General features: G+C 72.0%; 18 protein-coding genes. 8 read left to right on the top strand and 10 right to left on the bottom strand.

Annotation, left to right across the window (positions count from 1 at the left end):
• The 3 genes from BL253_RS02075 to BL253_RS02065 all read right to left on the bottom strand — a co-directional run bounded on the left by BL253_RS02075 (nt 1) and on the right by BL253_RS02065 (nt 3326).
• Nucleotides 1-834 carry an SDR family oxidoreductase gene (locus tag BL253_RS02075; RefSeq protein WP_241834429.1) on the bottom strand — a complete coding sequence of 278 codons (834 nt, stop codon included), beginning with the start codon at nt 832-834 and terminating at the stop codon, nt 1-3.
• A gap of 212 nt (nt 835-1046) precedes the next feature.
• A complete protein-coding gene (locus BL253_RS02070; protein ID WP_076813076.1) occupies nt 1047-2162 on the bottom strand; it encodes an NDMA-dependent alcohol dehydrogenase in 1116 nt (371 codons plus the stop codon).
• A 957-nt stretch (nt 2163-3119) separates the two neighbouring features.
• A complete protein-coding gene (locus BL253_RS02065) occupies nt 3120-3326 on the bottom strand; it encodes a helix-turn-helix domain-containing protein (protein ID WP_241834428.1) in 207 nt (68 codons plus the stop codon).
• Nucleotides 3327-3408: 82 nt separating this feature from the next.
• Here BL253_RS02065 and BL253_RS02060 point away from each other — a divergent pair, with 82 nt between their 5' ends.
• Nucleotides 3409-4158, top strand: coding sequence for a hypothetical protein (locus BL253_RS02060; RefSeq protein WP_076813074.1), 750 nt, complete (start codon nt 3409-3411; stop codon nt 4156-4158).
• 38 nt (nt 4159-4196) lie between these two features.
• Nucleotides 4197-4811 (top strand): hypothetical protein, encoded by a 615-nt coding sequence (locus BL253_RS02055; RefSeq protein ID WP_076813071.1) that lies wholly within the window; start codon nt 4197-4199, stop codon nt 4809-4811.
• A gap of 99 nt (nt 4812-4910) precedes the next feature.
• Here the strand turns inward: BL253_RS02055 and BL253_RS02050 are convergent, their stop codons facing one another.
• Nucleotides 4911-7790: a DUF7507 domain-containing protein gene (locus tag BL253_RS02050; RefSeq protein ID WP_076813068.1), complete on the bottom strand. Its 2880-nt coding sequence runs from the start codon at nt 7788-7790 to the stop codon at nt 4911-4913.
• Nucleotides 7791-8174: 384 nt separating this feature from the next.
• On the opposite strand from BL253_RS02050, the gene BL253_RS02045 reads away from it, so the two are divergent.
• A complete protein-coding gene (locus tag BL253_RS02045) occupies nt 8175-8732 on the top strand; it encodes a hypothetical protein (RefSeq protein WP_076813066.1) in 558 nt (185 codons plus the stop codon).
• Nucleotides 8733-8807: 75 nt separating this feature from the next.
• On the opposite strand, the gene BL253_RS02040 is transcribed toward BL253_RS02045, so the two are convergent.
• Nucleotides 8808-10352: a class I adenylate-forming enzyme family protein gene (locus tag BL253_RS02040; protein WP_076813064.1), complete on the bottom strand. Its 1545-nt coding sequence runs from the start codon at nt 10350-10352 to the stop codon at nt 8808-8810.
• A 669-nt stretch (nt 10353-11021) separates the two neighbouring features.
• Here BL253_RS02040 and BL253_RS02035 point away from each other — a divergent pair.
• Nucleotides 11022-11771: an enoyl-CoA hydratase-related protein gene (locus tag BL253_RS02035; RefSeq protein WP_076813061.1), complete on the top strand. Its 750-nt coding sequence runs from the start codon at nt 11022-11024 to the stop codon at nt 11769-11771.
• A 51-nt stretch (nt 11772-11822) separates the two neighbouring features.
• Nucleotides 11823-12791 carry an aldose 1-epimerase family protein gene (locus BL253_RS02030; protein WP_338013680.1) on the top strand — a complete coding sequence of 323 codons (969 nt, stop codon included), beginning with the start codon at nt 11823-11825 and terminating at the stop codon, nt 12789-12791.
• A gap of 33 nt (nt 12792-12824) precedes the next feature.
• Here the strand turns inward: BL253_RS02030 and BL253_RS02025 are convergent, their stop codons facing one another.
• On the bottom strand, nt 12825-13739 hold the full coding sequence (locus BL253_RS02025; RefSeq protein ID WP_076813058.1) for a CPBP family intramembrane glutamic endopeptidase: 915 nt from the start codon (nt 13737-13739) through the stop codon (nt 12825-12827).
• A gap of 331 nt (nt 13740-14070) precedes the next feature.
• Between BL253_RS02025 and BL253_RS02020 the strand changes: the two genes are divergently transcribed.
• Together BL253_RS02020 and BL253_RS02015 are read left to right on the top strand one after the other, a co-directional pair.
• On the top strand, nt 14071-14838 hold the full coding sequence (locus BL253_RS02020) for a sensor histidine kinase (RefSeq protein ID WP_076813056.1): 768 nt from the start codon (nt 14071-14073) through the stop codon (nt 14836-14838).
• The gene (locus BL253_RS02015; RefSeq protein WP_076813053.1) at nt 14835-15509 is read left to right on the top strand and encodes a response regulator; all 675 of its coding nucleotides are present in this window, start codon (nt 14835-14837) and stop codon (nt 15507-15509) included. The genes BL253_RS02020 and BL253_RS02015 overlap by 4 nt, the downstream gene beginning before the upstream one ends.
• A gap of 10 nt (nt 15510-15519) precedes the next feature.
• Here the strand turns inward: BL253_RS02015 and BL253_RS02010 are convergent, their stop codons facing one another.
• Both BL253_RS02010 and BL253_RS02005 read right to left on the bottom strand, forming a co-directional pair.
• Complete coding sequence (locus BL253_RS02010; protein ID WP_076813052.1) at nt 15520-16329, bottom strand: SDR family NAD(P)-dependent oxidoreductase; 810 nt, start codon at nt 16327-16329, stop codon at nt 15520-15522.
• 18 nt (nt 16330-16347) lie between these two features.
• Nucleotides 16348-17559, bottom strand: a complete 1212-nt coding sequence (locus BL253_RS02005; protein ID WP_076813049.1) for an acetyl-CoA C-acetyltransferase — start codon at nt 17557-17559, stop codon at nt 16348-16350.
• Between the two features lie 282 nt (nt 17560-17841).
• On the opposite strand from BL253_RS02005, the gene BL253_RS02000 reads away from it, so the two are divergent.
• The gene (locus BL253_RS02000; RefSeq protein ID WP_076813135.1) at nt 17842-19476 is read left to right on the top strand and encodes an AMP-binding protein; all 1635 of its coding nucleotides are present in this window, start codon (nt 17842-17844) and stop codon (nt 19474-19476) included.
• 97 nt (nt 19477-19573) lie between these two features.
• On the opposite strand, the gene BL253_RS01995 is transcribed toward BL253_RS02000, so the two are convergent.
• Together BL253_RS01995 and BL253_RS01990 are read right to left on the bottom strand one after the other, a co-directional pair.
• Nucleotides 19574-20269: a GntR family transcriptional regulator gene (locus BL253_RS01995; protein WP_076813046.1), complete on the bottom strand. Its 696-nt coding sequence runs from the start codon at nt 20267-20269 to the stop codon at nt 19574-19576.
• A gap of 669 nt (nt 20270-20938) precedes the next feature.
• A complete protein-coding gene (locus BL253_RS01990; protein WP_076813043.1) occupies nt 20939-23740 on the bottom strand; it encodes an ABC transporter permease subunit in 2802 nt (933 codons plus the stop codon).
• Between the last annotated feature and the right edge of the window lie 55 nt (nt 23741-23795).

Raw genomic sequence — 23795 nt, 5'->3', positions numbered from 1 at the left:
TCAGCCCTCCTCGGGGACGAGGCCGCGTAACCCGTCGGCGCCGAACACCGAGCCGAGCAGCGGGGAGAAGTCCGGCCCGCGGCGCAGGCAGTGGCCGCCGTCGATGTTGATCACCTGGCCGGTGAGCCAGGTCGACTCCGGGCCGACGAGGAAGCGGACCAGGCCCGCGACGTCCTCCGGCTCGCCGGGACGACCGAGCGGGGTGCACCTCATGTAGTCGTCGAGCACCTCGGGCATGGCGAAGATCGTCTCAACGAGGTCGGTGCGGATGAGGCCGGGGCGCACGCAGTTGACCCGGACGCCGCTCGCGCCGAGCTCGTCGGCGGCGAGCTGGCACAGGTGGTCGACGCCGGCCTTGGAGACGCCGTAGGGGCCGAACCAGCGATGGGTGTTGCTGGCGGCGATCGACGACACCCCGACGATCGAGCCGTGCCCGGCGCGGGCCATCGGGCGGGCACCGTACTTGATCGCCAGCAGCGTGCCGGTGATGTTGAGATCCACCGTCTCGCGCCACTTGGCGACGTCGACCTGGGTGAGCGGGCTGATGACGTTGTTACCGCCCGCCACGGCGACCACGGCGTCCAGCCCGCCGGTGATCTCGCAGGCGGCGGCGACCGCGCCGGCGACGTCCTCCTCCACGGTGACGTCCGCGACCAGGCGGCGGACCTCGGCGCCCGGCGCGGCCGCCGCCTGGATCTGCTTCACCGCGTCGTCGAGCCTGCTCGCCGTCCGCCCGCAGATCAGCACGTTCGACCCGTCGGCCGCGAGCCGGCGGGAGACCGCGAGGCCGATCCCGCCGCCGCCCCCGGTGACCAGTGCCGTCGTGCCTTCCAAGGGTCGTGTGCCTTCCAAGAGCCCTGGCGCAGCCATCGGCGTCCTCAGTCTCCCGTCATCACAGGTTGTTGATCGGCGGTGGCCGGTGGCGGGCCCACGGACCGGTGGAGTGAGCCACGGCCACYGGCGATCGACGAAGCGTGAGCGGGGGCGCCCACGGGCTGAACGGCCTGGAACGGCCTGAAGCTGGAACGGCCTGGAACCGGAACGGCCTAGAAGACGAGCGCGCCGCGCAGGATGCGGCCGGCCTCCAGGTCGGCGTAGCCCTCGTTGACCTGGTCGAGGGTGTAGGTCTTCGTGATCAGCTCGTCGAGCTTCAGGATCCCGGCCCGGTACAGGTCGAAAAGCTTCGGGATCTGCACTCGCGGGCTCACCGAGCCGTACACGGTGCCGCGCAGCTGCTTGTTCATCATCGCCATCATGAACAGGTTCATGTCGACCTGCCCCTGCGCCATCGGCGCCACCGACGTGACCACGCAGGTGCCGCCCTTGGTGGTGAGCGTCAGCGCCGGCTCGAGCAGGCTGCCGAGCATGACGCCGAAGGTGCAGATGACGACGTCACACATCGCGCCGCCGGTGAGCGGGCCGACCCCGGCGATCGCCTCGTCCACCGACGAGAAGGTGTGGGTCGCGCCGAAGCGCAGCGCCTGCTCCCGCTTGAACGCCACGGGATCAACACCAATGATCTTGGCCGCGCCGGCGATCTTCGCGCCCTGTACCGCGTTGATACCGATGCCACCGACGCCGAGGACGGCGACGGTGTCGCCCGGGCGGACCTCGCCGCGGTTGACGGCGGAACCGAACCCGGTGGCCACGCCGCAGGACACCAGCGCGACCGCGGTCCATGGGATGTCCGGGTCGACCTTGATGACGGACGACTCGGCGAGCAGCTGGTACTCGGCGAACGCGCCGAGCTGGGTATAGCGGGCGACCGGCGTGTCGCCGTACCGATGCGCCACCCGGCCGTCCGTGATCATTCCGAGGTCGAACAGCTTCGCCCCCACGTCGCACAGGTAGGCCCGCCCGGACCGGCAGGGCTGGCACTGCCCGCACGACGGGACGAACGACATCGCGACGTGGTCGCCGGGGGCGACCGACGTGACCCCCTCGCCGACGGCGACGACCTCACCGGCGCCCTCGTGGCCGCAGACGACCGGGTAGTGCGGCATCGGCATGTCGCCGGTGCGGGCGTGCTCATCGGAATGGCACAGACCGGTCGCGCGCAGCTGGATGAGAACCTCGCCGGCCCGGGGCTCGTCCAGCTCGATGGTCTCGATCTTGTAGTCCTGGCCGGGGCCGAACAGCAGCGCCGCTCGTGTGCTGACCATGGCAGCCGTCCTCTCGTGAGCCGTCCGACCGCGCGTGTTACCGACGCGGCTGCCGCCACTCCCGCGTGGCCCGTCGTGGGACCGGGCCGGTCTCCGTCGGCGCGATTTGCCTCACGCCACGGAAGATGTCCTCGCATTGATCATCACGCGATCCTGGAGGATCCCGGTCCGGCGGGAGTCCTGACGGTTAGTCAGAATGGCGCACCCCGCCACCGGATGCGACCAATCTCGCGAGACCAACCATTGACCGCGCATCGCYGGCCGGAGCGCCTGTCCGCGCCCACGGGGCGCCCAGCAGGCTCAGCACACCCGGCGGGCACGGAGGGCAGAGGGTACAGAGGGCGCAGGGGCACATCCCTGGCCCTGCCACGTCGCCAGCGCCCCACTCGTGGCCTCACCTCCGATCGACCCGCATATTGTCTTCATTATCCAATCTAGCGACCGAAGCGTGGTCAAGGGGCGGATCCTGATAGACGGCTACGCGGGCGATGCCGGCGGCGCGGCCACCGGCCGCCCGGAGCGCTCCGGGGCGCCACGGCCGCCGGAGGGAGACTGGCTCGGCACCCCTACCCGCGGTTCGAGCCAGGGCCGTGCCGCACGAGGAAATCGCGGATGCCACGCTCGCGTTCCCGCGGGCCCGCCGCCGCGGCGCCCCGGACGCCCACGCCGACGTCAAGCGGGTCACCGGCGCCCACTACGGCACCGGCTACGGCACCTACGACCGCGTGACCATGGACAAGAGTGTGTCCGGCGGCGAGGCCCGGGGGGCTGGTTCGCGTTCTCCGAGCGCCGCGACCCATCCTGAGTCCCGAAGACCTCCGCACCGGCGGTCGCCGGTAGCCCGACCGGCGTCAGCGACATCGTCGGACGGCCGTCAAGCGGTATCGAGCGGGCGAGTCCGGCGCCGCGCTCCCAAGGCCAACTGGTCCTCAGGCCTCGCGACCCGAAGCACCAACGCTATGTGTTGTCACCGCCTTCGGCGGCGTCCTCCTCGGGGACGGCGTCGGGGCGGTGGACGGTCAGCCACGCGTCCATGTCGGCCTTCCGCCAGATGCGCATGTGATCAGCCGTACCGGCCGGAATGGGGAATGACGGGCGCCGGGTGAGCTGATACGCGCGCGTTCGGCCCACCTTTAGGCGCTTCATCAGGTAGCCGATGGTCACGAAGCTCTCCACCGTGCGGACGGTAGATCTGATGGGTGCGACACTGTCGGGTACGACAGAGCCGGGAGCGTCAGGAGGAGCCATGCCCAAGCAGGACCCGACGGCCAACCAAGCCCAGACAGCCGAAGACGAGCCAGGCGGGAGACGTCCGTCAACGAGCGTCGGCGAGCCGGCGGCGCGGGCGGAAACACCGAGTGACGGCGGTGGCGCCGGTGCTGCGCCGACGACGCCAGGCAGGGCCACGCACCCCGCCCTGGACGTCGCTGGCGAGCCCGCTCAGCCGGCGACCGCGCCGCACGACACGAGGGGCCCGCGGCCGCGCCGCACCGGGCTGGCCATCCGCCTCGGCCCGCACGGCGCTCGGCCGGCCCGCTCGCCGGGGGCAGGCACGGCGGCCGAGGCGGCCGAGATTCCCTGGGCGGACGAGGTGGCGGCGGCCGTAGCCGCGGTCGGACTCGCGCCGCCTCCCACCGACGAGCGGACGCCCGCTGACGAGCGGACAGCCGCCGACGAGCAGCCGGAGACCGCGGCACGCGAGGACGACCCGGAGACCGAACGCGTCACCGCGTCGGCCGGCGCCGACGAGCCCGCGCCCGCCGCGGACCAGGCCGGCGCCTCCGGCCCAGAAGCCCTCGCCAACGCGGAAGACCACGCGGCGGCGGGAGGCCACGCGGCCACCGCGGACGACATCGCGACCGCGGACGGCACGGCCACAGCGGACGGCACGGCCACGGAGGACGAGACCGAGCCGGAGGACTTCGCCGCGTCGTTCTTCTGGCGCTCGGCGGTCCATGACGGGCCGGCGACCCCGTGGCGCTCCCTGTTCAGCTGACCGGACGGGTGACCAGGGTGGGGACGGACAGCGCTCACATGTTCATCACCGGGAACGGCGCCCGGATCGACACCAGTAAGGACGGGGAGAGGGCCATGGACAGCGCGGCGCGGGTCGTCGCACCGGACGCCGGGGGTGCCGCCGAGGCGGGCCGGTCCCAGTTGGTCAGCCTGGCGCTGCCGGACCGGGCCGGGCTGCTGCTGCGGCGCGCCCCCGGACCCGTGGCGCCGGAGCATGCCGGCCGTCTGGTGGAACGGCGGTCCCGGGCGGTCGTCGGGGACAGGCGAGCCGACCTGCACTTTGTCGAGCTGCAGCGAGGGGAACTCGTCCGGGTGGCGCTCAGCATGGCGAGACTCGCGCACGTCCGGACCGTCGTCGTGTGCCCGGCGGGAGTCTCTCCGGGGCGGACAGCGCTGGCGCTCGCGGTCGCGGGCATGCTGCGGCAGCGGCGGATGAGCCCGGCGCCCGTCGTGACATGCGCCGTGTGCCCGCCCCTCGGGGACGGCAAGACGGCCATCCCGCACGAGGTCCGCGTCGCGGTCGCCGGCCAGGTGCAGGAGCGCCTCGTCTGGGAGATCGTCGCCTGGGACACCCTCCCCGCCTGGCTCGCGAGCCTGGGCGGGCCGAGGGAGACGCCGGAGGCGCCGGTCTAGCACGGCGCCGACCGGTCGTCGAGGTTGCCTGCCCTGGGCCTGCCCGGGAGCCGCCCGTCACCGGGCAGGCTGGCCGGCCGCGACGTCGTCCACCGCGGGCTACCTGAAGAGGGGCGGGATACGGATCTTCCCGATGTCGATCTTCCATCCTCGAGGGTCAACTGGTCCGGGCGGACCTGGCGGTCCGGAAGGTCCAACCGGCCCGGCAGGTCCGACAGGCCCAATCGGTCCGGCAGGTCCGGCAGGTCCGGCGGGTCCGGCGGGTCCGGCAGGTCCGGCAGGTCCAGGCGATCCGGCAGGCCCAGCAGGCCCAGGCGGTCCGGAAGGTCCAACCGGCCCAGCCGGCCCGGCAGGCCCAGGCGGTCCGGCGGGGCCAGTGCCGGAGCGCAGCAGAACCGAGGTGGTCGAAGGCTTCGAGGTCACCGTGGCGCCGAACGCCGGTGTCGCGCTCGCGGTCGCCACGTTCTCGACTTTCCCCGCGTCGACGTCGGCCTGTGTGGTCACGTAGTTCGCCGAGCAGATCGTCATCGTGGTGACGGCCAGTGTCGTCACCGGGCAGTCCACGGCCGACAGGCCGGGCTTCGGGTCGTTCACCACGAGGCCGGTGAGTGCGACCGGGCCGCGGTTGGTGATGATGTAGAGGTATGTCAGCCGCTCACCCGCGGCGGTGAAGGACGTGGCGTTGGCGGTCTTCACCAGCGACAGGACCGGCACCGCCAGCGTCGCGATCGCCGGGGCGGAGACGACCGGCGGACCCGACGGGGCTGTTCCGGCCGCCCACGCGCTGTTGCTGAGCGTGCCCTTGTCGGCGTCGGCCCGCGTCGTGACATAGCTGGCGGTGCAGGTCGTCGACTGGCCCGGAGCGAGGCTCGCCGCGGCGCAGGCCACCGGTGACACGCCTGCCAGCGCGTCGTAGACGAACACGTTGGTCAGCGGCTGGCTGCTGGTGTTCGTCGCGACGTAGGTGAAGTCGATCGGCTCGCCCGGGCCCGTGAACGACGTCTGGACCGTGGACTTTCGCAGCGAGATCGTCGCCCTCGGCAGCAGGGTCGCGGACGTCTGCGCGGGCGCCGAGATTGCCGGGGGCCCGGACGGGGACTGCCCGGTCACTATCGACGGGGACTGCCCGGTCACCACCGCCTGGCTGTCCACCGAGCCGCGGGCGACGTCCTGGTCGGTGAGGGTGTAGTCGGCGGTGCAGGACATCGTCACGCCGGGCAGCAGCCCGTCGACGGGGCAGGAGATCGGCCCGGTTTTCAGAGCCTCGGTGATCGTGATCTTCCCCAAGGGCAGATTGCCGGTGTTCGTGACCAGGTAGGTGTAGTGCAGGACTTGCTGGGCGGCGGGGACGGTGGTCGGTTCCACCTGTGCCGTGAGGGCGAGGCTGGGATCGGGTGGCTGCGCGGGGCGACCCGGGGTCGTCGTGACCGCCGGGGCGGAGGTCACCGGCGGCGAGCCGGGCGCCGTCCCGTAGGCGAACGCGTCGTTGCGGACCTGGCCGACGTTCACCGCGGCGTCGGTGGTGAGGTAGGACGCGGTGCAGGTCATCGCCGCGCCCGGGGCCAGCGTCGTCGCCGGGCAGGTGATCGGTGTCAGCCCGGGCAGGCCGTCCACGACGTGGACGCCGGACAGGCCGACGGGGCCGGTGTTGGTCACCAGGTAGGAGTAGTCCAGCCGCTGGCCCGTGCCGACGAACTCGGCCGGCGCGGCGGACTTGGCCAGGGAGATCGCGCCGACCGTCGGGGGAACGGGCCCGGCACCCGCTCGTCGCCCGGTGGTGACCGTCGGCGGCAGAGTGGTCAACTCGCCCGTCGGCGTGGTGGCGACGAGGCGGGCCACGTCCGAGATGAAGCCGGCGTCGACGTCGGCCTGGGTCGCGACGGTCTTGACCGTGCAGAAGTGGGTGTTGTTGAGCGGCCCGCCGGGGCCGGCTGGGGGCGCCGTCTTGGCGCAGAGCACGCCGGGGGCGGCCTGTGACGACTCCAGTGTGAGGTCGGTCAGYGTGACGTTTCCGGTTCGGACATACTGGTAGGTGAAGGTGACCGGATCACCGGCCTTGCTGAAAGAGGTGGCCGAGCCCCCAAAACTTCCCCCGATGCTCGGGTTTTGGAAGGCGTGGGCGACGACGGTCGTGGCCGCCGACGTCCACCTGCCGGTGGCGAGCCGGCCGGTGACGACGGCACTGACGTAGATCGATCCTCGGTCCACGTCCGCCTGGGTGAAGTTTGTCAGGCTGGTGCAGTTCATGGACTCACCGGGGGCGAGTTGCTGTGCCGGGCAGGACATCTGGGTGCCCGGCGGCGTCGCCTGCAGGATCGAGATCTCGCGCAGCGGCGCGGCACCGGTGTTGGTGACGACGAAGGTGATCGTCAGGGGAGACGGGGGGATACCCGGGATAATAAAGAACTCGGGCAAATTCGCCGGGCCCGCGATGCTGATCGATCCGGTCGGAGGCGGGACCGTGGAGCTGCTGGAGCTGTGCGCCGGCGCCGAGGTCACCGGGGGGCCGGACGGCGGCGTGCCGTTCGCGACGGCGGTGTTCTCGACCCGCCCACGCTCGACGTCCGCCTGGGTCGTCACATAGGTGGCGCCGCACGTGCTCGTTCCCCCCGGGGCCAGTTCTGTGGCCGCGCACATCACCGGTGACACGCCGGCGAGCGCGTCGTGGACGACGACGTTCGTCAGCGGCGCGTCCCCGCTGTTCGTCACCAGGTAGGAGTAGTCGAGCGTCTGGCCTGCGCCGGAGAACGAGGCCGGCGCCACGGACGTGGTCACCGTGATCGCGGGTGCCAGCGTCGCCGCGGCGGCGGACGGACCGCCGGGAGCGGGCGGTGTGGCGGCCATGGCCGGAGCCGCCACGGCCACCGCGGCCGTCAGCACGGTCAGCGCGACCACGGCCGGCACGAGCCGGGCCAGCGGGCCCGCGGATCCGGCAGACGCGCGCGGATGCGCCCGGCACCGCGGTGGACGTCTCGACATGCTCACTCCTCGGCCTGGGCCGCCCACCTACGCCCGGGGGACTGCGACGGGCTGGCAGCAGACGTCGATGGACCAGCACAGCGCGGGTCGCGCGTCCAGCTAGTGACTGGACACGTCGGCGATGGTTACACAGAGTGATCGCACGTCGGCGGAACTCGTGCGCGCGCGTCGTCGCCGTCGGTGAGGTGGCCAGCGTGTCGGTGGCGACGGGCCGTCCCGCGGCCCTCGTGCCGGGCCGGCCCGCGTGCGGCCGGTCCGGCGTGTCCGCGCCGAGCCGTTCGCGACGGTGTCAGGTGTCCGTCCCGATTGGTCATCCCTCACCGGGTTCATGAAAGAATCAGCAGGTCAATGAGGCGAGAGCACTGGCGAAAGGCGGGCGAGCTCGTGGACACCACACTCGACGCCACCGCCCAGCCGCGCGCGCAGGCGGCCCTCGCCGGAGTCCAGCTGCTCGCCGCCGGGTACCTGGGGCTCAGCGTGGTGGCGCTGCTCGCGGCACTCGCGCTGCGCGGGCAGGTCCCGATGGTCTACGCCGCGGCCGGCGGCCGCGTCCTGTCCGGCGTCGTCGTGGTCATACTCTCCCGACGCGCCGCCCGCGGGATCCGCCGGGCGTTCCAGCGGCTGCGGATCGTCTCCGCCATCATCACCGTCACCGTCACACCCGTGCTCGTCATGCCGCGGCTGCCGGGCTGGCTGAAGCTCGAACACGCCGCCTGCGGCCTGCTCATGCTGACCGTCGTCCTGCGCGTCAACAGCCACCGTCTCCGCTCGGCCTTCGCCACCGCCGTGCCGGGCGCGGCCGACGGCACGCGCCAGCCCGGGCGGCACCGTCAGCCCCGCCGCCGCCACGACCCGACAGCGGCCCTGTCCGGGCCGGGCGGCCGGGGCGGCGGCCCGCCGAAGGACCAACAGCTGCCGCTGGCCGATTCGGTCCCGACGTAGCGAGGCGGATCGTCCAGCCATCCGGTTGGTCCGTCGGCCTCCACCGATCGATGGAGGCCGACGGACCGGCGCGCCTCAGGAACCGACCGGCTCGTCCGCGGCTCGATCGGCGACGAGCTGGGCCACCTGGTTGCGCAGCAGCTTGCCGGTCGGGGTGTAGGGAAGCTCTTCGACGAACACCACCTCGTCGGGGGTGCGGGAGCCGCGCAGGCGGGCGCGGACGTAGTCGCGCAGCTCGTCGGCGGTCGCCGTCTCGTCGGGGAGGAGGACGACCGCGGCGACGATCCGCTGTCCCCACGTGTCGTCGGGCGCGCCGAACACGGCGACGTCGCGCAGCTTGGGGTGGCGCCCGAGGACGTCCTCGATCTCGGCGGGGGCGATGTTCTCGCCACCGCGGATGATCGTGTCGTCGCTACGGCCGGTGATGAAGACATAGCCGTCCGCGTCGAGGTAGGCGCCGTCCTTGGTCGGGAACCAGCCCTCCTCGTCGAGCACCGAGCCCAGGCCCTCGTACTCGCCGGAGACCTGCTCCCCGCGCACCCACAGCAGGCCGGGCTCGCCGACGCCGGCCGGCTTGCCGGCCTCGTCGCGGATCTGGAACTCGACGCCCGGCACGGGCCGGCCGGCCGAGCTGAGGCGGGCACGCACCGCGGCGTCGTCGGAGGCGAAGGCGTCGCGGTGGTCGTCGGGGCCGAGCACGGCGATCGTCGAACTGGTCTCGGTCAGGCCGTAGGCGTTGACGAAGCCGGTGTCCGGGAAGGCGGCCAACGCGGCCTCCAGCACCTGGCCGGGCATGCGGGCGCCGCCGTAGGCGAGCGAGCGCAGGTGCGGGGCCTCGGCGGGCTTGCCGCCGAGCACCTCGACGATGCGCACCAGCATCGTCGGCACCAGCATGACGTTGGTGATCCGCTCGGTGCGGACCGTGTCGAGCCAGGCCTGGGCCTCGAAGTTCGGCAGGTAGCAGATCCGCCGGCCGGAGTAGATGTTCGTCAGCACCGTGCCGACGCCGGCGACGTGGTACGGCGGGACGCTCACCAGGATCGCGTCGTCCTCCTCGGCCGAGGCGAACTCGACCGTCTGCAGGACGTAGGAGATCAGGTTCGAGTGCCGCAGGATGACCCTCTTGGGCGCGGAGGTGGTGCCGCTCGTGAAGAGCAGGACACCGGTGGCGTCCGGGTCGACGTCCGGCGGGTCGAGGTCGGCGAACGGGTCCGCGCCGGGCGCGGGAGTGGCGGTGGCCACGAACCACTCCTCGGTGGTGACGATGCCCGCGGCGCCCTGCACGCCGTCGACGGCGCCGCGGTAGGCCTCGTCCGCGATGACCAGGACCGCGCCGAGCTGGGCGATCTGGCCCCGCAGCTGCTCGGCGGACAGCCGGTAGTTCAGCGGCGCGATCGGCACCCCGGCGGACGCGGCGGCGAACAGGACGACGGGGAACGCCGGCCCGTTGACGCCGATGAACGCGACCCGCTCGGCCCCGGACGCCTTGATCGCGGCGGCGCCGGTGGCGACCCGGGCACCGAGCTCCTCATATGACAACCCGCCGCCGGAGCGCGAGCCCAGGGCGATTCGCTCGCCATAGGCGCCGCGGGCCATGTCCAGCAGCATCGCGATCGTCATCCGTACTCCCGCTCGTCAAGGGCCACAGACGGGCCGAGCGGCTCCCGGCGGCGCGCCCGCGGCGCGACGCGGAAAGCCTGCTCAGCCCCGGGTATCGGTGCCTAGACGCTTGCACCCCGCGGTCAGGGCGCGCAAGCGTTCGCAGCGATCGTCACAGGCCTTCCAGGGCGATTGTCACAGGTCTTCCGACAGGTGCCGCGAGCCGCTGGACGGAACAGATCGCCGTTCTACGATATGCGCCATCCTGGCGTCCTCGGAGGCGCCCGGGCGGCGGCCACCTGGCGACCGACGACCGCGGGACCGATCCGCCCGGCCGGCTGCCGGACGCGAGGAGAAATGGCGCCACCCGGGACTCGATGGACGGGCCGGCCGCGACCAGCACGCGCGCCGACGGCCAACCCCCTGATAAGAATCATGTTCTAGGCAGACGAAACCTCTGGCCGCCGCAGCCCGTCGGGGCGTGGATGGTCGAGGGACGTCCGGTTGATTGCCATTCTCTTAGGTGAGAATGTGGTTCTGGCTCGGTCTGGCTGCCTCCCTGGTGCCCAGGACCACGAGGCCAGACGCCAAGGACCAACCACGCCCACGAACAACCACGCCCACGACCCAGCGACGCCCACGATCCAGCGACGCCCCACCAGCGCGTCAGCGCCCGCGAAGGAGCAGCACATGTCCGTCGACGTCGAACGGCGTGGCCCGGTCACCATCGTCACGATCAACCGGCCGAACGCCGGCAACTCGCTCGACGGCGCCACCATGACCGGGATCGGCTACGCCTTCGAGGAGGCGGCGAAGGACAACGAGGTCCGCGCCATCGTCCTCACCGCCGCCGGTGAGAAGATCTTCTGCGCCGGCATGGACCTCAAGGCGTTCGTCACCCCGGGCGCGATGGAGGTGCAGGGCCCCGGCCTGGGCATCTTCATGCGCAACGCGTACCCCAAGCCGATCATCGCGGCGGTCAACGGCACCGCCGTCGGCGGCGGCTTCGAGCTGGCGCTGTTCTGCGACCTCATCGTCGCCGCCCAGACCGCCAAGTTCGGCCTGCCCGAGGTCTCCCGCGGCCTGATCGCGGCCGGCGGCGGCACCCGCCTGCCGACCCGGGTCCCGCTCGCCTTCGCGCTCGAGCTCGGCCTCACCGGCAAGCCCGTCATGGCGACCCGGCTCTACGAGGTGGGCCTGGTCAACCGGGTCGTCCCCGCCGCCGACGTGCTGACCACCGCGCTCGAGCTCGCGGACGCGATCGCGGACAACGGCCCGCTGGCCGTCCAGGTCACCAAGGCGCTGATGCACAGTGAGGTGCCGGCGGCCGACTGGGACAGCATCGGCAAGGCCGTCGCCCCGGTCTTCGCCAGCGAGGACGCCAAGGAGGGCGCGACCGCGTTCGCCCAGAAGCGCAAGCCGAACTGGGTCGGCCGCTGACCAGGCACCGATCGACGGCGGGACACTGATCGATGGCGAGCCGGGCCCCGCGTGCGGGGCCCGGCTCGCGCCATACTGGCCCCCGTGGAACCGATCGCGCCGTCTGGACGGCAGCTGGAACTCACCCACGGGGACAGCGCCGTGACGATCGTCGAGGTCGGCGGCGGGCTGCGTGACTACCGGGTGGACGGCGTCGCCGTGCTCGACGGCTACCCGGTCGACGCCATGGCGCCTCACAGCGCCGGCCAGCTGCTGGTGCCCTGGCCGAACCGGATCGCCGGCGGCCGCTACCCGTGGAACGGGAAGACCCAGCAGCTGGCGATCAGCGAGGCCAAGACCGGCAACGCGAGCCACGGCCTCGCCCGCTGGTCGGCCTGGGAGCTGGAGCGGACCGGCCCCGCGGCGGCCACGGCCTCGTTCGTGGTGCGTGCCCAGTCCGGTTACCCGTTCACCGTCGCCTTCGGCGCCGCCTACGCGCTCGGCGATGACGGGCTGACGGTCACCATGACGGCGACCAACCTGTCGGCGGGCCCCGCGCCGGTCGGCATGGGCGCCCACCCGTATCTGCTGGTTCCCGGGGCGGGTGGCACACCGGTGCGCGCCGACGACGTCACCCTCACCCTGCCGGCCGAGCGGATGCTGCTCGTCGACGACCGGCTGATCCCGACCGAGAGCCAGGACGTCGCGGGCGGGCCGTTCGACTTCCTCGCCGCGCGCCCGATCGGCCCGCTGGTCATCGACCACTGCTTCGCCGCGCCGCGCCGCGACCCTGACGGCCGCGCCCGCGTGGTCCTCGCCGCGCCGGCCGGCGGCGGGTCCGTCACCGTCTGGATGGACGAGGCCTGGGACTACATCCAGGTGTTCACCGGCGACACGCTCAGCCCGGACGAGCGGCGCCGCAGCATCGCCGTCGAGCCGCAGACCTGCCCCGCCAACGCCTTCAACTCCGGCGAGGGACTACGCGTCCTGGAGCCGGGCGAGAGCTTCGGCGGCTCCTGGGGCATCTCCCCCGTCCCGTGACGCCGCCTCGGCAATAGCCGCGGTATCCACGGACTACGTGCTCACCGCGGGTCCGGCGAGGGCTGGCTGATCCGTCCCGTTCCGACCCATCTCGGTCTCGGTCACGACAGGGACCGTTCCGATCTCCACGTCGCGATGGCCTGCGATGGCGGAAGCGGTCGGGCGGTAGGGCCCTACGAGCAGGCAGCCCGCGACGACGGCGATGACCGCGAGCGTGCCGAGACCGGACTCACCGGCAACGTAGGCGAGGGCACTCGGCGAGGAGGCCACGGCGACGGTCGAGGCGTAGTCCAGCGCGGTGTTAACCATGTTGTGGGCGACGGCGACCGGCCAGATGCTGCCGCCGGCGTCCCGAATCCAGGCGTAGAAGACCCCGGCACAGGTGACCGCGAGAACCACGACGGGCGTGACGATCCACCGGTTCCCGTCGGCGTCGTAGCTGGCGGTCAGGGTCAGCAGCGGAACGTGGAAGAGGCCGTGCAGGAAGCCGGTGGTCACGGCCGCCCGGCCGCGAGGGAGGAAGGACTGCAGCCGCGGCAGCAGGAAGCCCCGCCAGCCGATCTCCTCCCCGAGGATGACGACGGTGAACACCGCGCCCTCGAGGAACAGGTCGGGCACGGTGAGGAGGACTTCGTGCACGCCGATCATGCCCGCCGCCCATGCGATCACGTACGGAACCGCGACCACGAGGCTGGGAAGCAGGATGGCCGCCGGCCACAGTCGCCAGCCCGCGCGGTTCAGGCCCATGCCGGACCAGATCTCCCGCCGGCGGCCACGTGGGGTGAACCCGAAGGTCACGGCCACCACCGCGAGCGTTGGCACGAAGATGGACAGAAGGGGGGCCGGTCCGTCCCGGCCCGGGAGCAGGACCGCGATGGCGATTTCGGCGGCGAAGGCGAGTCCGATGAAGATCGTCACCTGGCGTGCCGCGAGACCGCGGTTGATCATGGGGCTTCCCCTGGTTCAGGCCGGCACCAGCGCCGACCGGATACCAGGAGGATCACGGTCCTGACCCCGCCACCACATCGGGCGCGGGTCGCCGACGTCCCTGGCTCGAGAATGACGTCCACGGCGGCGACATCATCCTCGCGAACGATTCCTCCACGCGCGGCCCCACATACGCTCCGCCCGTGACCACGTCGACGGATGCGCATGCCGACCCTTCGCGGGGAGGCGGCGCGCTCGACGTCGCCCGCGGCAAGGTCCTGTCGGTACTCCCGGCGCTACGTTCGCTCCCGCGGGCCGCCCACCTCCCTCGCCAGGGCTCGGGCTGGACAACGTGGGCTGGACGTTCGGCATCATCGGGGCGTCGTGGCTGAGCGGGCGGCTGCTGCGTGGCCGTCGGGCCATGCTGGTGGCGCGCGCTGACACAGCCGAACAGCGTGCCGCCGCCGAGGCGGACCGGGCGGCCCTGCTGGTCTCCGAGGAGAGGCTGCGCATCGCCCGGGAGCTGCACGACATCCTGTCCCACACGGTCAGTGTCATCGCCGTTCAGGCGACCGTCGGCGAGCATCTCGCGAACTCCGACCCGGAGGCCGCCGGCCGGTCCCTCGGGGTCATCGGGGCGACCAGCCGCGACGCCCTCGACGAGCTACGCCGGCTGCTCGCGGTTCTGCGTGACGAGGACGGCGAACCGGACGAGGACAACGCGGACCCGGTGCACGGCCTGGCAGACGTCGAACCGCTGGTCCGCCGGTTCCAGGACGCCGGACTGTCCGTGCGCGTCACCATCGAGGGCGAACCACGGGCACTGTCCTCGGCGGCCGAGGCGTGTGGGTATCGCATCGTCCAGGAGGCGTTGACCAATGTCCTCAAACATGCCGGAGCCTCCGCCGCCGACGTCGTCCTCGCCTACCGCCCCGACGCCCTTGTCGTGGCGGTGAGCGACGACGGTGACGGGACGGTCGTGCCGCCCGCGCGCGCTGGTCACGGTATTACCGGAATGCGGGAACGGGCCGCGCTCTTCGGCGGCGGGTTCAGCGCGGCCCCTCGCCCTGGCGGCGGCTTTCAGGTCCGCGCCGAGCTGCCGCATCCGGAGCGCATATGATCAAGGTCGGTGTGGTCGAGGACCAGGAACTCGTTCGCAGCGGCTTCGTCGCGTTGCTCGACTCCGCGCAGGACATGGAGGTCGTCGGCCAGGCCGGCGACGGGCTGGAGGCTGTCGCGCTGGCTCGCCGCTGCCGGCCAGACGTGCTGCTGATGGACATCCGGATGCCCCACCTCGACGGCGTGGCAGCGACCCGGCGCATCGTGGGCGACCCGGCCACGGCCGACACCCGCGTCCTCATCCTGACCACCTTCGAGATAGACCGGTATGTGCACGAGGCTCTGCGGGCCGGTGCGAGCGGATTCCTCCTCAAGGACGTCACGGCGGCCGACCTGCTGGCCGCGGTACGTGTCGTCGCCGCCGGCGAGGCACTGCTGGCTCCGCGGATCACGCGGCGCCTCATCGCCCACTTCGCCGCGGCGCCGGCGCCTTCGGCCCACCATCAGGAGTTGGTGGGCCGACTGACCTCACGTGAGCGGGAACTGCTTGTCACGGTCGCCCAGGGCCTGTCGAACGCCGAGATCTCCCAGCGGCTGTTCATCAGCCTGGCGACGACCAAGACGCATGTCAGTCACCTGCTCGACAAGCTCGGAGTGCGCGACCGTGTGCAGTTGACCATCCTTGCCTACGAGGCAGGGGTGGTTCGGCTCGGCCAGGCCCCACGGTCCTGACGGATGCGGGTCAGAAGTCGCTACCGCCGTCGACGTTGATGTCGGCGCTGGTCATGTAGGAGTTGGTCCGGGAGCCGACGAAGGCGATGACCGGGCCGATCTCCGATGGGTCACCCGCGCGCGGAAGGAACGCCGGATGCGCGAAGTCCTCCTTGATGACGCGCATCGCGTCGGTGAGGCTGTCGGGGTCGATCCCGCGGCTGGCGGGCAGCGCCCGCAGGTAGCCCTTCATGCCCTCGGACAGGAACGAGCCGGGCGAGACCGTGTTGACGAGGATGCCGTCGGGCGCGAGCGACTGTGCCAGGTTCTTGCTGACGCTCGTCAGCGCCGCCTTGGCCGCGGTGTAGGCGACCAGGCCGGGCGACTGCCGGCGGGTCGAGTGCGCCGAGACGTTTACGATCCTGGCCCAGGCGGCGGCGCGCAGCAGCGGCAGCGCGGCCCGCACCGTCCGCACGGCCGACAACGTCCCGATGTCGAACGTCGCGGCCCACTCCGCGTCGTCGGAACCCTCGAACCCCCTGACCCCCACCTCGACCGGTCCGGCCGCGTTGACGAGCACGTTCAGCTCGCCCCAGCGGCCGCCGACCTCCTCGAAGGCCGCACCCACCGACGCGGCGGCGGTCAGGTCAGTCACGATCCCGAACGCCTCGACCGCGCCGAGCGCGAGGGCGCGCTCGACGGTCTCGTCGAGCGCCGCCTTGCCGCGGGCGAGGACGGCGACGCGCGCGCCCTCGCGGGCGAAGCTCTCGACGGCGGCCCGGCCCATTCCCTTCGAGCCCCCGCTGACGACGACGGCCGCACCGCCTAGTCCAAGGTCCACCGGTCTCCTTCCCGCAGCTCAGTCGATCTTCTCGAAGACGGCGGCGATGCCCTGGCCGCCGCCGATGCACAGCGTCTCCAGGCCGTAGCGGGCGTCCCGACGGTGCATCTCGTGCAGCAGGGTGGCGAGGATCCGCCCGCCGGTCGCCGCCACCGGATGGCCCAGCGAGATACCCGAGCCGTTGACGTTGATCCGCTCCCAGTCGGCCTCGGTGACGCCCCACTCCCGGGTGCACGCGAGGACCTGGGCGGCGAACGCCTCGTTGACCTCGATGAGGTCCAGGTCGGAGAACTTCAGCCCGGCACGCTCCAGCGCCTTCGCCGTCGCGGGCACCGGGCCGATGCCCATCGTGCGCGGCGGGACCCCGGCGACGGCCCACGAGACCAACCGGGCGAGCGGGCGCAGCCCGAGGCGCTCGGCCTCCTCGGGGTGCGTGACGATGCACGCCGACGCGCCGTCGTTCTGGCCGCTGGCGTTGCCGGCGGTGACCGTGGCCTCCGCGTCGGACTTGCCCATGATCGGCCGCAGCTTCGCCAGGGTCTCCAACGACGTGTCCGGCCGCGGGTGCTCGTCCCGGGTGACCACGACGCTTTCCCGCCTGCCAGGAACGGTGACCGGGATGATCTCGTCGTCGAACCTCCCGGCCTGCTGGGCGGCGACGGCGCGCTGGTGCGAGCGCAGCGCCAGCTCGTCCTGCTCCGCCCGGGAGATCGAGTACTGGCCGCGCAGGTTCTCCGCTGTCTCGATCATCCCGCCCGGGACGGGGAAGTTCCGGCCGCCCGCCGTGACCCGCCCACGCGCGAGCGCGTCGTGGAAGGTCAGCCCGCCGCCGCGCACACCCCAACGGCCCTCATGGGAGAAGAACGGCGCGTTGCTCATGCTCTCCGCGCCGCCCGCGATGATCAGGTCGGACACGCCGGTCTGCACCTGCATCGCCGCGGTCACCAGGGTCTGCACCCCGGAACCACAGCGACGGTCCACCTGCAGGCCCGGAACCTCGACGCCCAGGCCCGCGTCCAGAGCGATGACCCGACCCAGCGCCGGGGCGTCCATGCTCGGATAGCAGCACCCGAACAGCACGTCGTCGACGTCCGCCGCCGCGAGCCCCGTCCGCTCCACCAGGCCTCGCACGACGGCCGCGCCCAGCTCGTGCGCGGCCAACRGCCGCAGCGAGCCGCCGTAGCCACCCACCGGGGTCCGTACCGGACCGCAGATCACAGCGTCACGCATTCGTCCTCCACCGACAGTCCCGCGGCCAACGGCCCGCCGGCTCCTGGCGGAGCCGACATCTGGTCGGTCCCACGGTGACGCCCGAGAGCACCGACCCGCAAACGGTTCTCTCATCGCCGCCGACGCCCAGAAGACAGATGATCGGGGCCGCCCCCGACCGGCGTACGGCGGCGACCCCGACGGCCTTACCCTACGCAGGTTATATACATTATTCAACCAACCGAACGGTCGCCAGATCCGTACCGCGATCCGAACCCCGACGACGAGATGCGGGAGAGCCACGTGACCGACGGCGTCTGGGGCAGCGCCCCACGACACACCACCACCGCGCTGCTGCTGGCACGCGCCGAGAAGGACCCCGACTCGGAGTACCTCGACGTGAACGGCGCGAAGTTCAGCGCGGCCGGCGTCGCCCGGACGGCCGCCACGCTCGGGGCCGCGCTGGTGCGCGAGCTCGGCGTCCGGCCGGGCGACCGGGTCGCGAGCCTGCTCAAGAACTCGCCGGAGGCGATGCTCGTCTGGTGGGCCACCCAGTGGGCCGGCGGCATCGCGGTGCCGATCAACACCGCCTACAAGGGCGAATACCTGCGCCACCAGCTGCGCGACTCGGGCGCGACCGTGCTCGTCGTCGCGGCGGACCTCGCCGACCGGGCGCGGGCCGTCACCGGTGATCTGGAGGGGCTGCGCCACGTCGTGGTCACCGGGCCGGACCAGGTGGAGTTCCCGGGGACCACCGCCCACCGCTGGGACGACCTGACGAGCGTGAGCCCGCTCGCCGCGCCGGTCGAGCGCCGGCCGTCGGACCTCGCGACCTTCATCTACACCGGCGGCACGACCGGCCCGTCCAAGGGCTGCATGCTCAGCCACAACTACCACGAGGCGCTCGCCACCCAGATCGGCGTCACCTGGGGGCGGACCGCCCAGGACGTGCTGTGGACGCCGCTGCCGTTGTTCCACTACAACGCGCTGACCACCGCCGTGATCGGCGCGCTGGTCTTCGGCGGCCGTTCGGCGATCTACCGGAGGTTCTCGGTCTCGAACTTCTGGCCGGAGATGAACCGCGCCGGCGCGACCCTGACGTCGACGCTAGGCACGATGGCCTACCTGCTGGCCCACGACGTCGACCGCCCGGAGATGCCGAAGTCCGGCGCGCCCGTGGCGAACACGTCGCTGCGGATGATGGGCGCCGCCCCGCTGCCACCCGAGGTCGACGACATCCTGCGCGGCCGGTTCGGCATCGACACGTTCTCCGGCGCCTACGGTGTCACCGAGGCGAGCCTGATCTCCAGCCTGCCGCCCGGCACGCGCAACAAGCCGCGGGCCGCCGGAATGATCAACCAGGACTACTTCGACGTCCGGGTCTTCGACGACGAGGACAACGAGCTGCCCCGCGGCACCGACGGCGAGATCGTCATCCGGCCGAAACTCGCGCACGTCATGTTCGAGGGCTACTGGGGCCGGCCGGAGGCGACCGTCGAGACCAGCAGGAACTGGTGGTACCACACCGGCGACATCGGCCGGATCGACGAGGACGACTTCCTCTTCTTCGTCGACCGCAAGGCCGAYTACCTGCGCCGGCGCGGCGAGAACATCTCCAGCTTCGACGTCGAGCGCATCCTCATGGGCCACGGCGAGCTCGCCGACGCCGCCGTGCACGYCGTCTTCAGCAAGCTCACCGAGGACGACGTGAAGGTGACGGCGACCCGCGTGGAGGGGTCGGCGCTCACCGAGGAGGAGCTCTTCCGCTGGTGCGTGGACGCGCTGCCGTACTTCGCGATTCCCCGTTACATCGAGTTCCGCGCCGAGCTGCCCCGCAGCCCCGTGGGCCGCGTCCTCAAGCGTGATCTGCGCACCGAGGGCGTCACTTCCGCCACCTGGGACGCCGAGGCCGCCGGTATCACCTACGAGAAGCGCTGACCCGGCGCATCGGTCGGGTCTCGCTTCCTCGGGATTGTTCTCGCGGTTGACGGCGGTGCCCGAAGCGCGCCGCCGTCGGCCACGATTCAGCGCCGGGTCAGTCCTCCGGGGTCCAGAGAATGTTGCGGGACTTGAGGAGGTCCACGACGAGGTCTCCATGGCCACGCAGCATCTTCACGAACTCCGTGGACGCGCGCTGGCCGTTGCGGGCCCTGATGGCCCGGTTGACCGCGGCGATGCCGCGTTTCTGCGGCTGGATCGTGCCGGGAACGAGCTCGAAGAAGTTGCCCGGAATCACGCCCGTCATCAGCCGGCCGAAGGACGACAGCCGCGGCGACTGCGCCATCGCGAAAATCTGGCGGATATAGGCCTCGTTGGCGTGCAGGACGTCGGCGGGGTCCTCCGCGTCGCGCAGCGCGCGCTCGGCCGTGGACAGCGCCTCGATGCCGTCGTCGTCGCCGCGCTCGGTGGCCCGCTCGGAGGCCAGACCGTAGAGCTGGCCGAGCAGCGCGTAGTGGTCGCGCACCGAGTTCAGGTCCAGGCCGTGGACGAACGCGCCGCGGTGGGGCTCGATCGAGATCCAGCCCTCGCTCTCCAGCGCGATCATCGCCTCGCGCACGGGAATGCGGCTGACCCCCAGCTCCTCGGCGATCTCGTCCTGGCGGACATGGTCGCCCTGGCGAAGGGTACCGGCGAAGATCAGGCCCCGGATGTGGTCGGCGACCTGGCTTCCGCTGCTCCTGCGGTCGACGACGGACCGCTTGCCCGAGGCGTGGTGCGCAAGCGGGCTCACCGCGGTCGCCGTCCGGCGGTTGGTAGGTATGGCCGGCTCCTTCAGTTCATGTCCAGGGTGCCGAGTCGCTGGCTCCTTCGACCGGGTCGAGCGAAACGCCCACCCGCCAGTCCGCGTGCGGACCAGCGGCAGCCCCACAATGGCGAGACCTCGCCGCGGGGCCCAGGGAGCCGGATCCTCGCCGTGGCCTCCGCGGCCTTGGCGGGCGCCTTTCTCCTGGGAAGGCATCGCGGGCCGCCCGGAAGCCGGCCGATGCCGACTCACAGATGACCCGCCGCGTTCCCGCGCGGGCAGCGAACCGCGCGGAACTTGTAGCAAGTATACGACTGGGCCGTGGCGGCACGGTCGCTCTGGGCGTTCGACCGGACATCGCGTCCGTCACTTTTGTCCGATCGGTCCCGCCCCCGGGACGCCTGTGCCCGATACCCGAGAGACCGTGAGTTACCGAATTAGCGCTCATTTGTGACCACGCGGCGCCTCTGATCGCGCGGCGCCCAGCCCGGGCCGTCGCGGATTCAGGAACCGGAGAAGACCGAACAGGAGAAGACAGACAACGGACGGATGCGCGGACGGGTACACGGTCCACGCCATGCCGAACATGTCCTTACCGCTCGGATCCAGCCGTACCGCGCCATCCGGCCGTAGCGCGTCGCGGGAGCGCCCAACCCCTCATGGCGCGATGTCGCCCGGCCGCGCGCCGGCCGCCGCCGTCTCGGCCAGCTCGGCCGACTCAGGGGCGATGCCCAGGTAGGCGGTGGCCAGGCGCTCGGCGTCGACCTCGGCCGCCGGACCTGTCCAGGTGATGTGACCGACGGTCAGAAAGGCGACCCGGTCGGCGATGTCCAGCGCGTCGCGGGTCTTCTCCTCGGCGATCAGCAGCGCGGTGCCCTGGCTCTGCAGCTGCCGCAACGCGCCGAAGATCTGCTCGATGATGAGCGGCGCTAGGCCGAGCGACGGCTCGTCCGCGACGAGCAGCTTCGGCGGCCGCACGAGCGCCGGCGCGAGCGTGAGCATCTGCTGCTCACCGCCCGACAAGGTCCCCGCCGCCTGGCCACGCCGGTCCTTGAGCACTCCGAAGGCCGCGTAGGCGGCCTCCCGCTCCTCGGGCGCACGCAGCCAGAGCGTCAGGTTCTCCTCGACCGTCAGGTCGGGGAAGATGCCGCGGCCCTCGGGCGCGAGGTACACGCCGTCGCGCTCGCGGCGCCGCGCCGGCACCCGGGTGACGTCCTTACCGGCGAGCCACACGTCGCCCGCGCGGACCGGGACCAGGCCGCCGATGACCGAGCACAGCGTCGTCTTGCCCGCGCCGTTGCTGCCGAGCAGCGCGACCGCCTCGCCGGCACCGACGGTCAGGTCGACGCCGTGCAGGACCTCGATCTCGTCGTAGCCGGCCTTCAGACCGGTGACCCGCAGGACCGGCTCCGCCGCGGCTCCGCCCCCGCCATCCTCGCCGCCCGAGGCCGCGACCGGGGACGTCGTGGCGACCCGCGGCGGCGGCGCGGCGGGCGCGTCCGCCCCGGCCGCCCCGGCCGCCGCCACGGCCACCCGCTGCCTGGCCGCCCTGCGTGCGGACCGCTCCCGCATCGCCCGGCTCCCGGCGGACAGGCCGCCCTCCGGGTCGCGCGCGAGGCCGATCGCGCCGAGGCCGAACAGTATCTGCATGAAGTAGGTGGTCGCGGGGACGTCCTTGAACAGCTCGGGGGCCAGCGCCGTGACCAGGCCCGCAAGCACCGCGCCGGCCGGCCGGCGGACGGACAGGGTGACCGTGGTGGCCAGCCATACCATGCCGATCAGGGCGTCGTAGTCCGTGTTCGTGACCCGGCCGCGGCTCGCCGCCAGCATGACGCCGCCGAAGCCGGCGATGCCCGCGGAGATCACGAACACCAGCAGCTTCATCCGGTCGACGGCGATGCCGCTGGTGCGGGCGCCGGCCTCACTGGAGCGGACGGCGAGCATCGCGCGCCCGGTGCTGGAGGAGCGCAGCGCGTGCACGACCCAGACGCCGAGGCCGACCAGCAGCACCAGGAGCAGCACCAGCCAGCGCGGGTTGGACAGGTCGATCCCGCCGATGTGCCCCGGGTTCACCGGCCAGCCGCCGGAGCCGTTGGAGATGMTCCGGATCTGGAACAGCAGGTTCTGGCCGACGTAGGCGAGCGCCAGGGTAGACAGCGCCAGCGGCAGGCCGCCGAGCCTGCGGGTGGGCAGCGCGACTATCAGCCCGACAATCGCGGAGACCAGCGTGCCGGCGAGCAGCGCGGGCAGGAACGGCACCCCCTCGTCGAGCAGGATGCCCGCGGTGAAGGCTCCGGTGAGCACGAAGGCCGCCTGGGCGAGGCTCACCATGCCGCCGATGCCGGTGACGACCGTGAAGGACAGCAGCACGATCGCCATCGCCAGACCCTGGGTGAGCAGGTCGGCCCAGTAGTCGGTCGCGCCCCAGGCGGTGTAGGCGAGCAGGCCGATGGTGCCGATCCCCCAGAGGACGCGCCGCCTTGCCGGCGACCCGGCCTCCCTCAGCGCGTCGGCCGGCGGCTTCTCCTCCAGCGTCGTGCCCGCGCTGCGGCCGCGCTCCGCGCCGAAATAGATCAGCAGAACGAACAGGATGATGAACGGCACCGCGGTGCGGAAACCGGTGATGTCGAGGTCGACGTAGCCGTCGACCAGGTTCTGCGCGACACCGAGCAGCAGGCCGCCGAGCATCGCGAGCGGGATCGAGACCATCCGGCCGAGGACGACGGCCGGGATCGAGATGAACAGCAGCGTGTTGTAGCTGAACGGGCTCAGGCCGAACATCGGCGCGAGCAGCACGCCCACCAGGCCCGCGAGCCCGCACGAGGTGATCCAGGAGACGGCGGAGGCACGGTCCGGGTCGACGCCGCGCAGCGCGGCCAGGTTCGGCCGGCTGACCGRGGCCCGCATCTCCAGGCCGATACGGGTGTGCCGGACCAGGTAGTAGAGCAGCCCCGCCGAGAAGATCGCCGCGCCGAGCATCGCCAGCTGGTCGCTGTCGATGACCAGGCCGTCGCCGATGACGTGGATCTTCTTCGGGCTCGGGCCGAGGCCGGGGATCCGGTAGACATCCTCGATCGCGGGCAGGTCCCAATGCGCCTTGTCCTTCAGCAGGGCCACGATCCACAGCCCGAGGGAGGGCAGGGCGATCAGCAGGCCGAGCGAGGCCACCATGCGGGCGGCGATCGACGCCTCCCGCAGCGGGTTGAACAGCACCCGGTGCAGCAGCCAGCCAAGCAGCGGCGCGAAGATGCCGATACAGATGATCGCGCTGGGCACGATCGGGAGGTCCTGGCCGGTGTTCAGCTGGAAGAACAGGTAGGCCGTCGAGAAGGCGATCCCGCCCTGGCCGAAGTTGAAGACACCGGACGTCTGATAGGTCAGGGTCAGGCCGGACGCGAGGATCGCGTACAACGCACCGGTGACCAGCCCCGAGATCACCAGGTTGAAGAACTCGGTCACGAACTCCTCCTTATGGCGTCCACGCATGAAGCCGCGTGGACGCGGCGTCCGGAAT

Source organism: Pseudofrankia asymbiotica (assembly GCF_001983105.1).
GTDB lineage: Bacteria > Actinomycetota > Actinomycetes > Frankiales > Frankiaceae > Pseudofrankia > Pseudofrankia asymbiotica.
The sequence above is the reverse complement of the archived record's forward strand: the minus strand, read 5'-3'. Positions and strand labels throughout refer to the sequence as shown.

Coding starts and splice junctions, on each gene's coding strand:
- BL253_RS02070 (WP_076813076.1), bottom strand. CDS start 2,162: ATGGTCAGCACACGAGCGGCGCTGCTGTTCGGCCCCGGCCAGGACTAC.
- BL253_RS02060 (WP_076813074.1), top strand. CDS start 3,409: ATGCCCAAGCAGGACCCGACGGCCAACCAAGCCCAGACAGCCGAAGAC.
- BL253_RS02055 (WP_076813071.1), top strand. CDS start 4,197: ATGTTCATCACCGGGAACGGCGCCCGGATCGACACCAGTAAGGACGGG.
- BL253_RS02040 (WP_076813064.1), bottom strand. CDS start 10,352: ATGACGATCGCGATGCTGCTGGACATGGCCCGCGGCGCCTATGGCGAG.
- BL253_RS02035 (WP_076813061.1), top strand. CDS start 11,022: ATGTCCGTCGACGTCGAACGGCGTGGCCCGGTCACCATCGTCACGATC.
- BL253_RS02025 (WP_076813058.1), bottom strand. CDS start 13,739: ATGATCAACCGCGGTCTCGCGGCACGCCAGGTGACGATCTTCATCGGA.
- BL253_RS02015 (WP_076813053.1), top strand. CDS start 14,835: ATGATCAAGGTCGGTGTGGTCGAGGACCAGGAACTCGTTCGCAGCGGC.